Source organism: Streptomyces sp. NPDC052101 (assembly GCF_040680235.1).
GTDB lineage: Bacteria > Actinomycetota > Actinomycetes > Streptomycetales > Streptomycetaceae > Streptomyces.
On sequence record NZ_JBFAWH010000011.1, the window covers coordinates 199,543 to 215,890 of the forward strand.

General features: G+C 72.7%; 14 protein-coding genes, 1 other RNA gene and 1 pseudogene. 5 read left to right on the top strand and 11 right to left on the bottom strand.

Annotated elements, in window-relative coordinates; translation table 11 throughout:
• Positions 1-5: 5 nt before the first annotated feature.
• From rnpB to AB0L75_RS21220, 4 genes and pseudogenes are all read right to left on the bottom strand, one after another.
• Positions 6-410, bottom strand: an RNA gene (gene rnpB, locus AB0L75_RS21205) — RNase P RNA component class A.
• A 115-nt stretch (positions 411-525) separates the two neighbouring features.
• Positions 526-1,305: pseudogene (locus AB0L75_RS21210) on the bottom strand (DMT family transporter); the annotation flags it as partial.
• A gap of 22 nt (positions 1,306-1,327) precedes the next feature.
• Positions 1,328-2,149: an AraC family transcriptional regulator gene (locus tag AB0L75_RS21215; protein WP_365182918.1), complete on the bottom strand. Its 822-nt coding sequence runs from the start codon at positions 2,147-2,149 to the stop codon at positions 1,328-1,330.
• 252 nt (positions 2,150-2,401) lie between these two features.
• Positions 2,402-3,835 carry an RNB domain-containing ribonuclease gene (locus AB0L75_RS21220; RefSeq protein WP_365182921.1) on the bottom strand — a complete coding sequence of 478 codons (1,434 nt, stop codon included), beginning with the start codon at positions 3,833-3,835 and terminating at the stop codon, positions 2,402-2,404.
• A gap of 73 nt (positions 3,836-3,908) precedes the next feature.
• Here AB0L75_RS21220 and yaaA point away from each other — a divergent pair, with 73 nt between their 5' ends.
• Complete coding sequence (yaaA, locus tag AB0L75_RS21225; RefSeq protein WP_365182923.1) at positions 3,909-4,691, top strand: peroxide stress protein YaaA; 783 nt, start codon at positions 3,909-3,911, stop codon at positions 4,689-4,691.
• Between the two features lie 61 nt (positions 4,692-4,752).
• On the top strand, positions 4,753-5,415 hold the full coding sequence (gene eda / locus AB0L75_RS21230; protein WP_365182926.1) for a bifunctional 4-hydroxy-2-oxoglutarate aldolase/2-dehydro-3-deoxy-phosphogluconate aldolase: 663 nt from the start codon (positions 4,753-4,755) through the stop codon (positions 5,413-5,415).
• On the opposite strand, the gene AB0L75_RS21235 is transcribed toward eda, so the two are convergent.
• From AB0L75_RS21235 to AB0L75_RS21245, 3 genes are read right to left on the bottom strand one after another with little or no spacing between them, the layout of a single operon-like run.
• The gene (locus AB0L75_RS21235) at positions 5,387-6,544 is read right to left on the bottom strand and encodes a bifunctional RNase H/acid phosphatase (RefSeq protein WP_365182928.1); all 1,158 of its coding nucleotides are present in this window, start codon (positions 6,542-6,544) and stop codon (positions 5,387-5,389) included. The two genes, eda and AB0L75_RS21235, sit on opposite strands and share 29 nt — an antisense overlap.
• Before the next feature lie 20 nt (positions 6,545-6,564).
• Positions 6,565-7,308, bottom strand: coding sequence for a C4-type zinc ribbon domain-containing protein (locus AB0L75_RS21240; protein ID WP_365183122.1), 744 nt, complete (start codon positions 7,306-7,308; stop codon positions 6,565-6,567).
• Complete coding sequence (locus tag AB0L75_RS21245; RefSeq protein WP_365182931.1) at positions 7,305-8,186, bottom strand: Nif3-like dinuclear metal center hexameric protein; 882 nt, start codon at positions 8,184-8,186, stop codon at positions 7,305-7,307. Before AB0L75_RS21245 ends, AB0L75_RS21240 begins: the two co-directional genes overlap by 4 nt.
• A gap of 220 nt (positions 8,187-8,406) precedes the next feature.
• Here AB0L75_RS21245 and AB0L75_RS21250 point away from each other — a divergent pair, with 220 nt between their 5' ends.
• Both AB0L75_RS21250 and AB0L75_RS21255 read left to right on the top strand, forming a co-directional pair.
• Entirely contained in the window at positions 8,407-9,711 is a 1,305-nt protein-coding gene (locus AB0L75_RS21250; protein WP_365182933.1) for a hypothetical protein, read from the top strand.
• Between the two features lie 96 nt (positions 9,712-9,807).
• Entirely contained in the window at positions 9,808-9,966 is a 159-nt protein-coding gene (locus AB0L75_RS21255) for a hypothetical protein (RefSeq protein WP_365182935.1), read from the top strand.
• Between the two features lie 94 nt (positions 9,967-10,060).
• Here AB0L75_RS21255 and AB0L75_RS21260 read toward each other — a convergent pair whose 3' ends face one another.
• The 3 genes from AB0L75_RS21260 to AB0L75_RS21270 are packed head-to-tail and all read right to left on the bottom strand — an operon-like array spanning position 10,061 to position 12,988.
• Positions 10,061-11,002 carry a 3-oxoacyl-ACP reductase gene (locus AB0L75_RS21260; RefSeq protein ID WP_365182942.1) on the bottom strand — a complete coding sequence of 314 codons (942 nt, stop codon included), beginning with the start codon at positions 11,000-11,002 and terminating at the stop codon, positions 10,061-10,063.
• A 14-nt stretch (positions 11,003-11,016) separates the two neighbouring features.
• On the bottom strand, positions 11,017-12,102 hold the full coding sequence (locus tag AB0L75_RS21265; RefSeq protein ID WP_365182945.1) for a Zn-dependent alcohol dehydrogenase: 1,086 nt from the start codon (positions 12,100-12,102) through the stop codon (positions 11,017-11,019).
• 28 nt (positions 12,103-12,130) lie between these two features.
• On the bottom strand, positions 12,131-12,988 hold the full coding sequence (locus AB0L75_RS21270) for a MaoC/PaaZ C-terminal domain-containing protein (protein WP_365182948.1): 858 nt from the start codon (positions 12,986-12,988) through the stop codon (positions 12,131-12,133).
• Between the two features lie 325 nt (positions 12,989-13,313).
• Between AB0L75_RS21270 and AB0L75_RS21275 the strand changes: the two genes are divergently transcribed.
• Entirely contained in the window at positions 13,314-14,606 is a 1,293-nt protein-coding gene (locus AB0L75_RS21275) for a sensor histidine kinase (protein ID WP_365182950.1), read from the top strand.
• On the opposite strand, the gene AB0L75_RS21280 is transcribed toward AB0L75_RS21275, so the two are convergent.
• Positions 14,584-16,146: an alpha-L-arabinofuranosidase B gene (locus AB0L75_RS21280; protein WP_365182952.1), complete on the bottom strand. Its 1,563-nt coding sequence runs from the start codon at positions 16,144-16,146 to the stop codon at positions 14,584-14,586. The two genes, AB0L75_RS21275 and AB0L75_RS21280, sit on opposite strands and share 23 nt — an antisense overlap.
• Positions 16,147-16,348: the final 202 nt, after the last annotated feature.

Genomic DNA, 16,348 nt, shown 5'->3' on the forward strand with positions numbered 1-16,348 from the left:
GCCGGCAGACGAGTCGGGCTGTACGCCGGGTTCTGTTCCGAGAGGTCCTCGCGGGCCTCTCGGCGACGGCCATCCATCTAGGGCCGGCGTTGCCGCCGGCCTCGTGCGGTCTACCCGCGGACTCGGGCGGGCAGCCCTCGAACGTCCGCGCAGGGCGCTTTTCACGGCGCCCCTTTTGACCTTGCTCCGGGTGGGGTTTACCTAGCTGCCCAGGTCGCCCTGGGCACTGGTGGTCTCTTACACCACCGTTTCACCCTTACCAGGGGCCGAAGCCCCGGGCGGTCTGCTTTCTGTGGCACTGTCCCGCGGGTCACCCCGGGTGGCCGTTAGCCATCACCCTGCCCTGTGGAGCCCGGACGTTCCTCGGGAAGCCCCCTAAGGGGACTCCACGCGGCCGTCCGCCCGGCTCGTCTGCCGTGTCGACCATGGTACCGGGCGCCGGGACCGGCGCGGGCCGGCGGCCGTGGCCAGTACCGAGCCGGCCAGGATGAGGGCGAAGGCCGCCAGGATCGTGGGACTCAGCGGCTCGTTCAGCAGGAGCGCGCCCGCCGCCACCGCGACCGCCGGGTTGACGTACGTGATCACCGTCGCCCGGGTCGGGCCCGCCTCCTTGATCAGCTCCAGGAACGCCACGAAGGCCACCGCCGTGCAGAGCACGCCGAGGCCGGTCAGGGCCGCCAGGGCGGAGGGAGAGGGGACGGCGGAGGGGTGGGTGAGGGCCGCCGCGGGGGCGTAGACCAGCGCCGCCAGGGTCAGGCAGATCGCCGTCAGATGCAGCGAGGGGACGTCCTTCAGGCGGCGGGCGGCTATCAGCGGAGCCGTCGCGTAGCCCACGACCGTCACCAGCACCTCGGCCAGGGAGCGGGCGTCGCCGCCGGCGAGGTGGGGCAGGGTCAGCACCGTCACGCCGCCCAGGCCCAGGGCCAGGCCGGTCAGACGGCGGGCTCCCAGGTGTTCGGTGTCGCCCGACAGGCGGGCCACGACGACGCCCACGATCGGGACGCCCGCGATCAGCAGGCCCGCCGTCGAGCTGGACAGGTGCCGTTCGGCGTCGGTCAGCGTCATCCAGGGGATCAGGATCTCCAGCAGCGCGAAGGCCAGCAGGGGGCGCCAGTGGGCGCGTACGGTCCCGAGCAGGCCGCCCTGGCGTGCGGCGAAGGGGAGCAGCAGGACCGCGCCGAGCGCACAGCGCGTGAACACGACCACCGGCGGGGAGACCTCGTCCACCGCCACCTTGATCATCAGATAGGGGATGCCCCAGATCACTCCCATCAGGGAGAACAGGAACCAGCCTCGTGCAGTCATGCGATGAGTTTCGGCCAGCACCTCACCGGGAGTCTTGAACGCTGTTGCGGTACGCCGCCGGCGTCACCCCGAGCACCCGGCGGAACCAGCGGGTCAGATGCGCCTGGTCGGCGAAGCCCACCAGCCCCGCCACCTCCGCCGGGCGCAGGCCCGCCGCCAGCAACGTCCGCGCCCTGTTCACCCGGTGCTGGGCGAGCCAGGCGTACGGGGGTATGCCCATGGTCGTACGGAAGGCCCGTAGCAGCTGGTAGCGGGACAGGCCCAGGTCGGCGGCGAGGCAGGCGAGCGGTGGCGGTGCCATGAGTTCGTCGGCGAGGCGGTCGCGGACCGTCAGCGCGATCGCGCCCGCGCCGGGGATCACGTCGCACACGGGCCGGGCCGTGGAGTGGCGGCGGGCCAGGGCCGTGAGCAGCCAGGGGAGGCGGGATTCGGCCTCCAGGGGGTCGGGGCAGGCGCTGAGTTCGGTGTGGGCGCGGCGGAGGGCGGCGGCCAGCTCGGGGTCGTCTAGGAGAGGCTCGTGGAAGTACGGGCGGTCGCCGAGGATGCCGTCGGTCAGCAGCGACGGGTCGGCGTACAGGGCGCGGTAGGCGTAGCCGTCGGTGGCGTTGCCGGGGCCGCCGGTGTGCATCTCGCCGGGGTCGAGGACGACGATGGTGCCGGGGCCGGTGCGGATGTGGCCGCCCCGGTAGTCGATGACCTCGTGGCCGCCGACGCAGACGCCGATCGTGTACTCGTCGTGGGCGTGCGGGGCGTAGGTGTGCCGGCGGAAGTTCGCCGTCAGGAGGTCCAGCGGGGGTCCGCCGTGGCCCAGCCGGGCGCGCGTCCACAGCGCCTGCTCCGCCATCCCGCGTCCCCCTTCTCACCCCTGCTCACCGCGTCCCGGCTCTGGGTGCAACGCTTTCAGGCCCCGTTTCCATGCCGCGCCCAGGCCGGCTCGTCGGGACAGCACCGTGGATCTCCAGGACGACCATGCTCCCGGATCTCGGCCACGCTCGAACTCGCCTGGCCCATCGGCCACTTGATGCTGCCGGACCGGCGCAAGGACGTCAGCGTGGTGCGGCTGTACGCCGATGGCCCGGCGGGCTCGTCCGGGCACTCACACGGCCGTGAAGAGGATCTTCGATGTCCCGGGATCGGCCTGGGCGAGCCGGACCCGAAGCCGTTCGCCGAGCGGGAGCCGGTCGCCCTCGATGCGGCCGATGACGGCCGGGGAGACCAGCTGCACGGTGCCGACGGTCGGCCGGTGTTCGTCGACGTCCACCACGCACCCCTCGAAGACGTCCCCGACCCGGTCCCTGAGCAGGGCCGCCTCCACGATGTCCACGCACTCGCGCTCGACCGTGCCGGCGATACGGGCGCCGTCGGCCATCCGCCGGGGCAGCGCGTCGAGCGCGGCGAGCACCCAGTCGGGCGGGGCCTGACCGGCGACGGCGGCGAGGCAGATCTCGGCGGCGTAGCGGTCGGCGAGGCGGCGCAGCAGGGCGGTGCAGTGGGTGTAGGGCGCGGCGACGGCGGCGTGGGTCGTGATCGCGGGCAGGACGCCGTCCCGGAAGACGGTGTAGCCGGCGCCGCGCAGCAGGGCCGTGCACTCCTGGAGGAAGGCCGCGTGGCGGGTGTCGTGCGGGTCGAGGGTGCGGATGAGGGCCGCGTACGACACATGGTGCGGCCAGTCGATGTGCAGCGCGGTCGCGGTACGGCGCAGCCGGGCGACGGCGCCGTCGGGGGCGGCCGGGAGGGTGCGCAGCACGCCGGTGCCGTGGGCGAGCATCAGATCGGCGGCGGCCATGCCGGTGAGCAGGGAGAGCTGGGCGTTCCAGCCCTCGGTGGGCAGCGGGGCCCGGTAGCCGAGGACGTAGGTGTGGTCCTGTTCGGTGATCTCCTGCTCGGGCACGTTCAGGGAGATGCCGCCGCGCTCGCTCTCCTGCCGTTCCCGGGCCTCGCCGATCTCCTTGAGCAGGGCGACCGGCTCCTCGGCGGTCCCGGCCTCGATCTGCTTCTGCACGCCCGCGTAGTCGAGCTTGGCGCGGCTGCGGACCAGGGCGCGGCGCACGTCGACGGCGCCGGTCCGGCCGTCCGCGTCCAGGTCGATCGTCCACAGCACGGCCGGGCGGACCTGGTCCGGCAGCAGGCTGGCCGCGCCCTCGCTGAGCACGGTGGGGTGCAGCGGGATCCGCTCGTCGGGGAAGTACAGGGTGTTCACCCGGCGCTGCGCCTCCGCGTCCAGCGCCGCGCCGGGTACGACGAAGGCGGCGACGTCGGCGATGGCGTACCGGACCCGGTAGCCGCCGCCCCGCCGGGACAGGTGCGCGGCCTGGTCGAGGTCGGTGGAGGCGGGAGGGTCGAGGGTGAAGAAGGGGATGTCCGTGGCGTCGTACGACGGCAGGGCCGGTTGTCTCGCCGCACGCTCGGCCTCCTGCGCGACCGGGGGCGGGAAGGCCTCCGGGACGCCGAGTTCGGTGCGCAGCGCGGCGAGGGCGGCCCGGAGGGGGGCTTCGGGGGCACCGGTCACGCGGATCTTGCGGCGGGGCATACAGCGAGCGTAGGTCGCGGCCGCAGCGGCGGCACGCCGTACCCTGTCGCGGAGGTCTATGTGAGGAGTACGTGTGCTGGTCCTGCTGCCGCCCTCGGAAGGCAAGGCGAACCCGGGCGAGGGCGCCCCGCTGGCGCTGCGGTCGCTGTCCCTGCCGGGGCTCGCCGACGCGCGGGAGGCCGTCCTCGCCGAGCTGGTCGACCTGTGCTCCGGTGACGAGGAGAAGGCGCGCGAGGTGCTCGGGCTGAGCGAGAGGCTGCGCGGCGAGGTCGCGAAGAACGCCGGCCTGCCGACGGCCGGGGCCCGCCCCGCCGGGGAGATCTACACCGGTGTCCTCTACGACGCCCTCGGTCTGGCCGGCCTGGACGCGGCGGCGCGGCGGCGCGCGGCGGACTCGCTGCTGGTGTTCTCCGGGCTGTGGGGCGCGGTGCGCGTGACGGACCGGATCCCGTCCTACCGCTGCTCGATGGGCGTGAAGCTGCCGGGGCTCGGCGCGCTGGCCGGGCACTGGCGGGCGCCGATGGCCGAGGTGCTGCCCGAGGCGGCCGGGGACGGCCTGGTGCTGGATCTGCGGTCCTCGGCGTATGCGGCGGCCTGGAAGCCGAAGGGCGAGGTCGCGGGGCGTACGGCGACCGTGCGGGTGCTGCACGCGCCGACGCGGAAGGTGGTCAGCCACTTCAACAAGGCGACCAAGGGCCGGATGGTACGGAGCCTGCTCACGGCCGGCGCCGCGCCGAAGGACCCGGCCGAACTGGTCGAGGTGCTGCGGGAGCTGGGGTACGTCGTGGAGGCGGAGGCGCCGGCGAAGGCCGGGAAGCCGTGGTCGCTGGATGTGCTGGTGGAGGAGATCCACTGAGATCATTGCATCATGCGCAACGACCTTTGCGCATGCTGCATCCGCTGGGCACGATGAGGACATGACCTCACCGCTGTCCTCCTCTCCGGCTGCCTCCGTACTGGATCTCGCGCCCGTCGTGCCCGTGGCGGTCCTCGCCGACGCCGCCGACGCCGTACCGCTGGCGCGGGCGCTGGTGGCGGGCGGGCTGCCGGCGATCGAGGTGACACTGAGGACTCCTGCGGCGCTGGACGCGATCCGGGCGATCGCCGCCGAGGTGCCGCACGCCGTGGTCGGCGCGGGCACGGTGATCACACCGGAGCAGGTCGGCGCGGCTACGGCGGCCGGGGCGCGGTTTCTGGTCAGCCCCGGGTGGACGGACGTCCTGCTGGAGGCGATGCGCGGTTCGGGGGTGCCGTACCTGCCCGGGGTGTCGACCGCCTCGGAGGTCGTGGCGCTGCTGGAGCGCGGAGTGCGGGAGATGAAGTTCTTCCCGGCGCGGGCGGCGGGCGGTACGGACTATCTGAGGTCGCTGGCCGGGCCGTTGCCGCAGGCCCGCTTCTGCCCGACCGGCGGGATCGGGCAGGCGACCGCGCCGGAGTATCTGGCCCTGTCCAACGTCGGCTGCGTGGGCGGCAGTTGGATGGTCCCGGCGGACGCGGTGGCCGCCGGCAACTGGGCCCTTGTCGAGGAGCTGGCGCGGGTCGCCGCGGGGCTCAGGGGCGCAGATGGGCCGTGTCGTTGAACAGCCGTACGCTCGCGTTGCCGTCTGCGTAGTACGCCACCGCCGACAGCGAGGCCGCCGAGAGTTCCATGCGGAACAGGGACTCGGGCGGGGCGCCGAGGGCGAGGCGCACGAAGGTCTTGATCGGGGTCACGTGCGAGACCAGCAGGACCGTGCGGCCCGCGTACGCGGCGACCAGCTTGTCGCGGGTGGCGGCGATCCGGGTGGCCGTCTCGGCGAAGCTCTCGCCGCCGCCGGTGGGGTGGGCCTCTGGGTCGGCGAGCCAGGCGTTCAGGTCGTCGGGGTGGCGGTCGCGGACCTCGCCGAAGGTGAGGCCCTCCCAGGCGCCGAAGTCCGTCTCGCGCAGTCCGTCCTCGATCGTCACGTCGAGGCCCAGGCGGGTGGCGACGGCGGCGGCGGTTTCGCGGGTGCGGGTGAGAGGGGAGGCGAGGACGGCCTCGATGGTGCCGCGCCGGGCGAGGGCCTCGGCCACGCGGTGGGCCTGTTCGCGGCCGGCGGCGGAGAGGGCGGGGTCGGTGCCGCCGCTGCCGGAGAAGCGCTTCTGGGGGGTGAGGGGGGTCTCGCCGTGGCGGAGCAGCACGAAAGTCGCGGGGGCGCCGAGGTCGGGGGCGCTGCTCCAGCCAGGGGCACTGGAGAGGCGCTGCTCGCCGGAAGGTGCCGCCGCGTCACGGCCCGCGGCTGCGCCGGCCTCACCGCCCGCGGCCGCGGACCACTGCTCCCCCCTCGTGCCCGCGTCCATCGCCTCGTTCGCCAAGCGGTCCGCGTGTTTGTTCTGCTCCCGGGGCATCCACTCGTAGGTGACCTGGTCAGGGGGAAAGACCGACCTCGACTGCGTCGCCAGGGGCTTCATGTCGGGGTGTTTGATCTTCCAGCGGCCCGACATCTGCTCGATGACCAGCTTGGAGTCCATGCGCACATGCACCATGGCCGCCGGGTCCAGGGCGTGGGCGGCGCGCAGGCCGGCCAGCAGGCCCCGGTATTCGGCGACGTTGTTGGTGGCGACGCCGATGTACTCGGCCAGCTCGGTCAGCGTCTCCCCCGTCGCCGCGTCGCTCACCACGGCGCCGTAGCCGGCCGGCCCGGGGTTGCCCCGCGAGCCGCCGTCGGCCTCGACGATGAACTCCCTCACCGGTGAAGCCCCTTGTCCCTCTACAGACCCGACTCGGCCGTGCGCACCAGGATGCGGCCGCAGTTCTCGCAGCGCACCACGGTGTCCGGTGCCGCCGAGCGGATCTCGTTCAGCTCGGTGATCGCCAGCTCCTGACGGCAGCCCTGGCAGGTGCGGGCGTACAGCTTGGCCGCACCGATGCCGCCCTGCTGCCCGCGCAGCTTGTCGTAGAGCTTGAGGAGGTCGGCGGGGACCGCGCCCGCGACCACCTCGCGCTCCTTGGTCACCGTGGCGGCCTCGCCGTCGATCTCCTCGAAGGCCGCGTCCCGGCGGGCGGTCGCGTCGTCGATCTTCGACTGGACGGACGCGACGCGCTCGGTCAGCTCGTTCACCCGCTCCTGTGCGGCCTCACGGCGCTCCATGACCTCCAGGACCACATCCTCCAGGTCGCCCTGGCGCTTGGCGAGGGAGGCGATCTCGTGCTGGAGGTTGGACAGGTCCTTCGGCGAGGTGACCGCGCCGGAGTCCAGGCGCTGCTGGTCCCGGGCGGCGCGCTGGCGCACCTGGTCCACGTCCTGCTCGGCCTTGGTCTGCTCGCGGGCGGTGTCGCTCTCCTCGGTCTGCGCGGCCACCAGCAGGTCGCGCAGCTGCGTGAGGTCCTTGGTCAGCGAGCCGATCTCGGCGTGCTCGGGCAGCGACTTCCGCTTGTGCGCGAGCTGCTGCAGGCGGACGTCGAGGGCCTGGACGTCGAGGAGTCGGATCTGGTCGGCGGGCGCGGCGTTCAGTTGGGGGCTCCTGCGGAATCAATAGGGGCGCGCGAAGCGCCCGCTGGAAGGGTGGTGGACGCCGCGTGGGCGGTCCAGGGGTCGGTGACCGTCTTGGAGACGTGGACGCGCAGGTCCCAGCCGTGACGGTCGGAGATCTCGTCGAGCTGGCTCGCGGCCAGCTCGCACCAGGGCCACTCGGTGGCCCAGTGCGCCGCGTCGAGCAGCGCGAGGGGGCCGCGGGCGACCGCCTCGGAAGCCGGGTGGTGGCGCAGGTCGGCGGTGAGGAAGGCGTCGACGCCGGCCGTGCGGACCTGGTCGAAGAGGCTGTCGCCGGAGCCGCCGCTGACCGCGACCGTGCGGACGACGGCCTCGGGGTCGCCGGCCACCCGGATGCCCTGGGCGGTGGCGGGCAGCCGCTCGGCGGCGCGCGCGGCCAGTTCACGGACGGTCAGCGGGTGGTCGAGTTCGCAGACGCGGCCGAGACCGCGGCGGCCCTCGGGGTCGGTCGGGTCCGGTACGAGGGGCCGTACGACCCTGAGGTCGAGCGCGCCGGCGAGGGCGTCGGAGACACCCGGATCCGCCGTGTCGGCGTTGGTGTGGGCGACGTGCAGGGCGATGTCGTTCTTGATCAGCGTGTGCACGACACGGCCCTTGAAGTGGCTCGCCGCGACCGTGGTCGTACCCCGCAGATAGAGCGGGTGGTGGGTGACCAGCAGGTCGGCGCCGAGCTTCACCGCCTCGTCGACGATCTCCTGCACGGGGTCGACGGCGAACAGGACCCGCGTGACCTCCTGGTCGGGGTCGCCCACGACCGTGCCGACCGCGTCCCAGGACTCGGCCCGCTCGGCGGGCCACAGGTTCTCCAGCGCGGCGATGACTTCAGACAGACGGGGCACGAAGCAAAGGCTACCTGGCTGGCCTGCGCGGCCGTACCGCATCCTGCTTCCCCCACTCTCGGCTGCGCTCGAGCGGGGGACCCCCAGCTCCGCTCAGCACAAAGGTCCCGGTTTCCTCAGGTGAATCGCTTCTGCGCCATCCATTTGTGTGAAGCGGGCATCGGCCGGTCCCACGCCTGTGCGTACGAAAACTAGCTTCGTCGCCGGAGGTGACCGAACGATGACGGCCTGTGCGATCGAACCCCCCTCCACCGGCGAGGACGGCGGTGTGCCGGGGACGGGGTGCGCCATCACGGCGGACGGGGCGTACGCGGCCCGGCTCGCCCGAAGCGGCGACTGCTGGTTCCCGGAGCGCTGGACGCTGGACGGCCCGGAGCCCTACGCGGTGCCGCTGCCCGGCAACCAGCCGGAGGAGCCCGGCACCGAGGTGCAGCCCCTGTCCGACGGCCGGGTGCTGATCCACCGGCTGGTCGAGCACCGGCACGCCTTCTCGCTGCTCTACCCGACCGGACCCGCCACCGGCGAGCTGCCGCTGGGCGTGGTGGACTGCCCCGAGCCCGGCTCCCGGCTGACGCTGCTGCCGCCGGCGCCGGACGGCGTGCGGGCCTACGCCCTCGCCGTCGGGCCGCGATCGAGCGTGGTCTGGCTGGTGGCGGGCGGGGCGTTCGGCCCGGAGCGGCTCGCGGAGGTGCCGGGGCGCTGTTCGGGCGGGGTCTGGCTGGACCGGGGCGGGCGGATGCTGGCGCTGGACCGCGCGCCGGGCGGCGGGCCGGTGAAGACGGTGGTGGTGGATCTGGAGCGCGCGGAGGTCTCGCCCTTGCTGCAGATCGCGGCCGGGAGCGCGGACCGGCTGCTGCTCGCCGACCCCGACAGCGGGCTCCTCCTCATCTCCTCCGACGCGCCCTCGCCGGGGCAGGAACGATTGGGCTGGGGGGTGCTCGGCAGCACCCTGCCGGTGCGCTTCCCGGAGAGCCTGCGGGTGCCCGACTGCGCGGTGACGCCGTTCGCGATCCAGCCCGGTCAGGTGCTGATGCCGGAGAACTGCGCGGTGGCGCTGCGCGTCGAGGGGCCGTTCGGCGGCTGGGTCGCCATCTGGCGCCCGGCGGGTCGGCAGGTGAGTCATCTCCCAGCGCCCGAGGGGTGGTTGGCCGGGGCCGGGCTGTGGACGCGGGACGGGGTGCTGCGGCTGCCGTACGCCACACGGGAGACTCCGTGCGGCGTGACGGAGCTTGCGGTGCCCAGGGGGGAGACGGGGGGTGCGGCGGCCGGGGAGGACAGAGCCGCCGCGGCTCCGGGGGGAAGCGGGGGGCCGGGGGGACCGGGGGAGGCGGGTCTGGAGGGTCCGGTCCGGGACGGCACGGCCGGCGGGGCGCCTAAGGCGTCGCGGCGGCCGACGGAACCGGACCCTCCGGGGCCTGTGCGGGGGAAGGCGGCGGAGGCCGCCGAACGGCAGGCCGCGGGGCCGGCGATGGCGCGTCCCGTGCCGTTGCAGCAAGCACCCCTGGGACGTCTTGTAACGAACTAGTGCCGGTTGGCGTGTGCGCCTGGATTAGGCCGGTGGTGTGCCGGTTACACTCGCCCGGCTGTACGAAAGATCATGTTGACGGGGTGAATACGTCCGATGAGCGACACCAGTACGACGGAGCAGCTGTCCGCCGACTCTCTGGAGGCTGCCGGTCACGGCCGGCACCGGGGCGCGGTCGCGGCCCAGGAGAGCGAGACGGCCGCGCACGGCCGGCACCGCAAGCCGGAGGAGGAGGCCGCCGAGGCGGCCGCCTGACGGTTTGCGAGCGAGGAGGGGGCGTCCACCGGGCGCCCCCTCTTCCCCTTTTCTCACCGCGATGCCTCACCCGCGATGCCTCACCGGCGTTTCCTCACCCGCGTTTGAGCCCCAGTACTTCCGCCGCCGCGAAGGTCTCCCCCGGTGGCCGGTCCGCGTAGTGCGGGGTGAGCAGCGCGTCGAGTTCGTCGTAGGTGAACGTCTCCTGCTTGCTGTCGAACCTGGCCTGCACCCGTGGCCGTTCGACGATCGCGACCATGCCGCCGTGCACGACGAGCAGCTGGCCGTTGACGCCGGCGGCGGCCGGTGCGGCCAGGTAGCCGACGAGCGGGGCGACGTGCTCGGGGGCGAGCGGGTCCAGGCCCTCGTCGGGCAGCCGGAAGCCGGCGAACACGTCCTCCGTCATCCGGGTGCGGGCGCGCGGGCAGATCGCGTTGGCCGTGACGCCGTACTTGGCGAGGGCGAGGGCGGTGGAGGTGGTCAGGCCGACGATGCCGCCTTTCGCGGCGGCGTAGTTGGGCTGGCCCGCGGAACCGGCGAGGAACGCCTCCGAGGAGGTGTTCACGATCCGGCCGTAGACCTTCTCTCCCCCGGCCGCCTTGGACCGCTCCCGCCAGTGCGCGGCGGCGAAGTGGGTGGTGTTGAAGTGGCCCTTGAGGTGGACGCGGATCACCGAGTCCCACTCGTCCTCGGTCATCGAGAAGACCATGCGGTCGCGCAGGATGCCCGCGTTGTTGACGAGGATGTCCAGCTTGCCGAAGTCCGAGACGGCCAGCTCGACGAGTTCCCGGGCCTGCTGGAAGTCGGCCACGTCCCCGGTGTGGGCCACCGCTTCGCCGCCCTGGGCGCGTATCTCGGAGGCGACCTCTTCGGCGGGTGCCGCCGACGCCTCGCCGGAGCCGTCCCGACCGGGCCGCCCGTAGTCGTTGACTACGACGGCCGCGCCGAGCCGGGCGAGTTCCAGGGCCTCGGCCCGGCCGAGCCCGCGTCCGGCGCCGGTGACGACGGCGGACAGCCCCTGAAGTGGCAGTGCCATGCCGGTCACCGTCCTCAGATCTCGATGCAGGTGCGCAGGGCGGTCCCGGTGCGCATCTGGTCGAGTGCCTCGTTGATCTCCGCCAGGGGGACCCGGTGGGTGATCAGGCCCGCCAGGTCGATCCGGCCGGCCCGCCACAGGGCGATCGCGCGCTCGTAGGAACGCAGCACATCGCCGCCGCCGTACATGGACGGCAGGATGCGCTTCTCGTCGAAGAACAGCTCGAACATGTTGAGCTGGAGGAAGTCGTCCATGGCGCCGGCGCCGACCACGACGAGGGTGCCGCCGCGCCGGGTGTTCTCGTAGGCGGTGCGGGCGGTGGCCGACCTGCCGACGACCTCGAAGACGTAGTCGAAGCCCTCGCCGCCGGTGACCTGCTGCTTGGCGTCGGCCAGCTCCTCGGGCGAAACGGCCTTCGTGGCGCCGAACTTGAGGGCGGACTCGCGCCGGGAGGCGACCGGGTCCACGGCGACGATCTCCGCGGCGCCCTTCAGCCGCGCCCCCTGCACCGCCGCGATGCCGACGCCGCCGCAGCCGATGACGGCGACGGACGAACCGGCCTCCACATCGGCGGTGTTGAGGGCGGCGCCGAGACCGGTGGTGACTCCGCAGCCGATCAGGGCTGCGATGTCGAAGGGCACGTCCTTAGGGACCGGCACCGCGCAGCCGGCGTCGACCACGACCTCCTCGGCGAAGGTGCCGGTGCCGGCGAAGCCGAACACATCGGAAGAACTGCCGCTCGTCCGCCGGAAGTTCGGCGTGCCCGCGTTCATGAACCCGGCCAGGCACAGCTCGGTCTGGCCGCGTTTGCAGGCCGGACAGGCGCCGCAGGCGGGCAGCCAGCAGATGACGACCCGGTCACCGGGCTTCAGCCCCCGCACCCCCTCCCCGACTTCGAGGATCTCGCCGGCGCCCTCGTGGCCCGGCACGAACGGCGCGGGCTGCGGCAGCACGCCGCTCATCGCGGACAGGTCCGAGTGGCACAGCCCGGCGGCCCGCACCCGGACCCTGACCCTGCCGGGGCCGAAGCCCACCGCCTCGACGTCGTCGAGGACCTCCAGCTTTTCCTGGCCGATCTCGTGCAGTACGGCTGCGCGCATGGTGCGGCTCCCCTCGGAAGGACGGGTTCTACGAGTGCTGTACGACGGTGTCGGCGAGGACCGGCGCGTCGCCGCGCTCGACGGCGCTCACAGCCACCCGGACGCTCCCCTCCCCCTGCCACATGCGGATGCGCAGGGTCTCGCCGGGGAACACGACCCCGGCGAACCGGGTGCTGTACGACCGCACGCGGCTCACATCTCCGCCCAGCAGCGTGTCCACGACCGCCTTGAGCGTGATGCCGTAGGTGCACAGCCCGTGCAGGATGGGCCTGTCGAATCCGGCGTGCTGGGCGAAGTCGGGGTCGGCGTGCAGCGGGTTCCAGTCGCCGGAGAGGCGGTAGAGCAGGGCCTGGTCCTCGCGGATGGCCCGTTCGACGGTCAGATCGGGCTCGCCGGCAGGCGGCTCCAGCCGGGTGGTGGGGCCGCGATCGCCGCCCCACCCGCCTTCCCCTTTCACGAAGATCTGGGCGTCGTTGGTCCACAGCGGACCGTCGGCGTCGGCGACCTCGGTGCGCAGGACCAGGATGGCGGCCTTGCCCTTGTCGTAGACGGCGGCGAGCCGGTTGGTCGCGGTCGCGGTGCCCTCGGCCGGGATGGGGCGGTGGATCTCCAGTGTCTGCCCGCCGTGCAGGACCTTGGCGAGTTCGACCTCCACGCCGGGCAGGGACAGCCCGCTGATCACGCCGGGCGCGCCGGCGCCCGCGACGGTGGCGAAGCTCGGCAGGACGTGCAGCCGGGACTCCAGGGTGTAGCGCAGTTCGCCCGGGTCGGTGGCGGGGATGCCGGCGCCGATGCCGAGGTGGTAGAGCTGGACGTCCTTGGTGGTCCAGGAGATGTCTCCGGTCCGGGGTTCGGCCGCGAGGGCTTTGGCTGCGTCGATGGGCATACGGCTCCTGTGGCGGTTCAAGACCCCGGCACGGCCGTCCGCACCGTCGGCCGCACCGAGGTCGTCCTTGGGGCGGATCTAGAACGCGTTCCATTCCGGCGCCCTCTGTATAGCCGAGGGCCCCGCAGTTGTGAAGGCTCCTGACGAGGTGTCAGGTAACCCGCCCGATGACATTTGTACTGCCCGCGTCCGTACATACGCGTCTGCCCTACTCCGGACGCGGGTGCCATCATCGTGTTGACGGCTTGGCCGGAACCGTTCGGTTCGTACGCTGTGCCGTCGTACCGCCGCGAGGCGGGGACCAGCTGATCGGGGGAACACGGATATGACGGTGTGGCGCAGAGTACGGAGCAAGGCGCGGGCCTGGCAGGCGGCGCGGCTGCGGTGGAAGGCGGAGCACGAGCGCTGGAAGGCGGAGCACGAGCGCTTCAAGGCCGCGCAGCGGGCGGCCGGCAAGAAGGGCAGGGTCCTGGACGTCGACCATCCGGGGCCGCCGCCCACCGGCTTCGCGCTGCTGCCCTGGTTGCTGATGGGGATGGGAGCCTTCTCCAACCTGTTCCAGGGCAGGACCCCGAACCCGCTGATCGGCGGCCTGGGCCTGCTGGCCTTCAACTCCCTGTACATCTACGTCACGTTCCGCGCCTTCCACCGGGAGACGCGCGAGGCGGTCTCCACCCGGGTGGCGCTGGGGCTGATGGGCCTCGTGACCACGGGCCTGGCCCTCGGTTACGGCGGCACCTGGCTGCTCTTCTTCCCGTTGCTGGGACTCGCGACGGGCGCGGTGCTGCGCGGTCCGTGGCTGGGCCGCACGGGTCTGCTGCTGGCCGCGTACGCGGGCGCGATCTCCGGCGTCCGCGACGGCTCGGACGCCGTGAACATCGCCTACGGCACCTTCCTGTCCAGCATGGTGACCGCCGCGATCCTCGGCCTGTCCGAGGCGGTGCGGGAACTGCGCGCCGCCCGCGAGGAGCTGGCCCGGCGCGCGGTGGAGAAGGAGCGGCTGCGGTTCTCGCGGGATCTGCACGACCTGCTGGGGCACACGCTGTCGGTGATCGTGGTGAAGTCGGAGGCGGCCCGGCGGCTGGCCCCGCGCGACATGGACGCGGCGCTGGGCCAGATCACGGACATCGAGTCGGTGGGCCGGCAGGCGCTGACCGAGATCCGCGAGGCGGTGACCGGCTACCGGGAGGGCAGCCTCGCCACCGAGCTGACCCGGGCCCGCTCGGCGCTGTCCGCGGCGAGTGTGCAGTCGGTGGTACGGCAGTCGGGCACGCCGCTCGAACCGCAGACCGAGGCGCTGCTCGGCTGGGTGGTGCGCGAGGCGGTCACCAACGTGGTCCGGCACAGTGACGCCGGCCGCTGTGAGATCACCGTGGAGAGCGGCACCGAGCAGGTCCGGCTCACCGTCACCGACGACGGCAGCGGCAGGCCCGTGAGCCGGCCCGAGCCGGGCATCGGCGGGACGGGCCTGAAGGGGCTGACCGAGCGCCTCGCGGCGGCGGGCGGCTCGCTCACGGCCGGCCCGTCGCCGCGCGGCGGTTTCACGGTGACCGCCGAACTCCCGGTGGGGTCGGCGGAGCTTGCGGACGCGGTGGCTACGGCGCCCAGGGCGCGCTGACCGCCCAGCTGACGTCGTTCGTCCAGGACGTGCTGCTGTCGAAGTCGTTCGACCCGCCGTCGCTCGCTATGTACAGGTTGTAGTTGTAGTGGCGCAGATATCGCGTCGGGTAGTTGTACGAGGCGAACGAGGTGCCGGTGCCGCTCTTGCCGCTCTGCGGGCAGAAGGTGGCGTCGGCCCGGAACTGGGCGCTGCCGTCCATGGGCTGCCGGTAGAGCTTGAAGTTGTAGTGGCGCAGGAAGTCACCGGGGTAGTTGCGCGACTCGAAGGAGACGCAGGAGCTGTCGGCGAGTCCCTTGCGCACGATCCAGGTGGCGTCGCTCTTGTCGAGGGCGGAGCTGCTGGAGGTGATGGACGACAGGACGCCGGCGTTGTTCTGGTGGCGGACGTAGTCGCTGGTGCAGCAGGAGGTGGTGGCGTGCAGGGAGATCTCGGAGCCCGCGTTCAGCGTGCCGGTGCTGCCGGTCGCGCCGCCGTAGCCGACGGAGACGATATTGGTCTGGACGGCGTTGTCCGCGGCGTCGGTCGGGATGCCGGAGGTCATAACGCCCTCGAAGAAGGAGCCGATGGAGCCGTTGCTGTTGTCGCCGCCGGTGCCGAGGACGATCGCGCCCTCCTGGTGCATCGGCGAGTAGCCGCCGGCGGTCGGCTCACCGCCGGAATAGGTGGTCGTGAGCCCGCCTGATTGCGCATTTCCGTATTTCAGCGCGAAATGGTTCTGGCCGTTGTTCTTGAGCAGCGCGGTCACGAAAGGCAGTGGTCCGGTGCCGGTGTTGGAGGTGTTCTTGCTGTATCCGGCATCCGACTGGAACAGGCCGTTCTCGAGGTCGGCCTGCACCCAGGGGCCCTGCCCGTAGCAGGGCGAGAACCAGCACTCGGTGCCGAAGTTGATGGCGTCCATGTGGCCGTTGCCGGTGTCCTTGTTGTTGGTCTCTGCGTTGCCGTAGTCGAAGCAGCAGGCGCCGTTGACGTGGGTGCCGGAGGTCACCATGTACATCCCCTCGGCAGCGCCGTTCGTGGCGACGCCGGAGGTGGAGTCGTTCCGGTAGCCCATGCCGGCGGAGATCTCCAGGCCGTAGGCCTGGTGGCCGCCGACGGTCACCGGGAGCGCGTCGGCGGGCGCCCCGACATCGGCCGCGCCGGCGCCGCCGGCCCCCTCGACGGTGAGGTTGTTGTGGCGGGAGGACTGGTCGTATATCTCGGTGATGATGCAGGTCGTGCCGGAGCAGAAGGAGTCCTGGGCGGCCGCGTCGGCGTATCCGCCGGCGGCCAGCAGCCCGATGTCCGCACTCGCCCCGTCCGAGGCGCGCCGCACCCGGTAGAGCGAGCCGTTGTACGACGTGTACAGCGCCCGGACCAGGCTGTGCGCGGCGACACAGGGGGTGCCCGCGGCGGCGTAGACGTCGCAGGGCAGCGAACTCGCGGCGGCGGCCTGGGGAGCGCCGACGCCGAGGAGCAGCGCGGCGAGGGTCGCGCAGACGGCGAGGACGGACAGGGCGGCGCTTCTCAGGCGCCGGGGGCGGGGGGTTCTGGGGAGCAAGGTGCACCTCGGTTCGTCGTCAGGGCCGGTGACAGCACTCGTTCGGGATTTCGGACGACGTTCGATCGAAATACCGAACCTATTCAGCTGCCAAATTGCGGGTGGATTCCGGAAATGCAGGGGCGATTGTTTGCACGCCGTCCGCGGCCGTCAACCCCCGCTGCACCGAATCAGGGGAATTCTTTGCTGGAGACCGGTGTGC

Coding starts and splice junctions, on each gene's coding strand:
- AB0L75_RS21270 (WP_365182948.1), bottom strand. CDS start 12,988: ATGCCCATCGACGCAGCCAAAGCCCTCGCGGCCGAACCCCGGACCGGA.
- AB0L75_RS21220 (WP_365182921.1), bottom strand. CDS start 3,835: ATGCCCCGCCGCAAGATCCGCGTGACCGGTGCCCCCGAAGCCCCCCTC.
- AB0L75_RS21260 (WP_365182942.1), bottom strand. CDS start 11,002: ATGGCACTGCCACTTCAGGGGCTGTCCGCCGTCGTCACCGGCGCCGGA.
- eda (WP_365182926.1), top strand. CDS start 4,753: ATGACCTCACCGCTGTCCTCCTCTCCGGCTGCCTCCGTACTGGATCTC.
- AB0L75_RS21275 (WP_365182950.1), top strand. CDS start 13,314: ATGACGGTGTGGCGCAGAGTACGGAGCAAGGCGCGGGCCTGGCAGGCG.
- AB0L75_RS21215 (WP_365182918.1), bottom strand. CDS start 2,149: ATGGCGGAGCAGGCGCTGTGGACGCGCGCCCGGCTGGGCCACGGCGGA.
- AB0L75_RS21265 (WP_365182945.1), bottom strand. CDS start 12,102: ATGCGCGCAGCCGTACTGCACGAGATCGGCCAGGAAAAGCTGGAGGTC.
- AB0L75_RS21250 (WP_365182933.1), top strand. CDS start 8,407: ATGACGGCCTGTGCGATCGAACCCCCCTCCACCGGCGAGGACGGCGGT.
- AB0L75_RS21255 (WP_365182935.1), top strand. CDS start 9,808: ATGAGCGACACCAGTACGACGGAGCAGCTGTCCGCCGACTCTCTGGAG.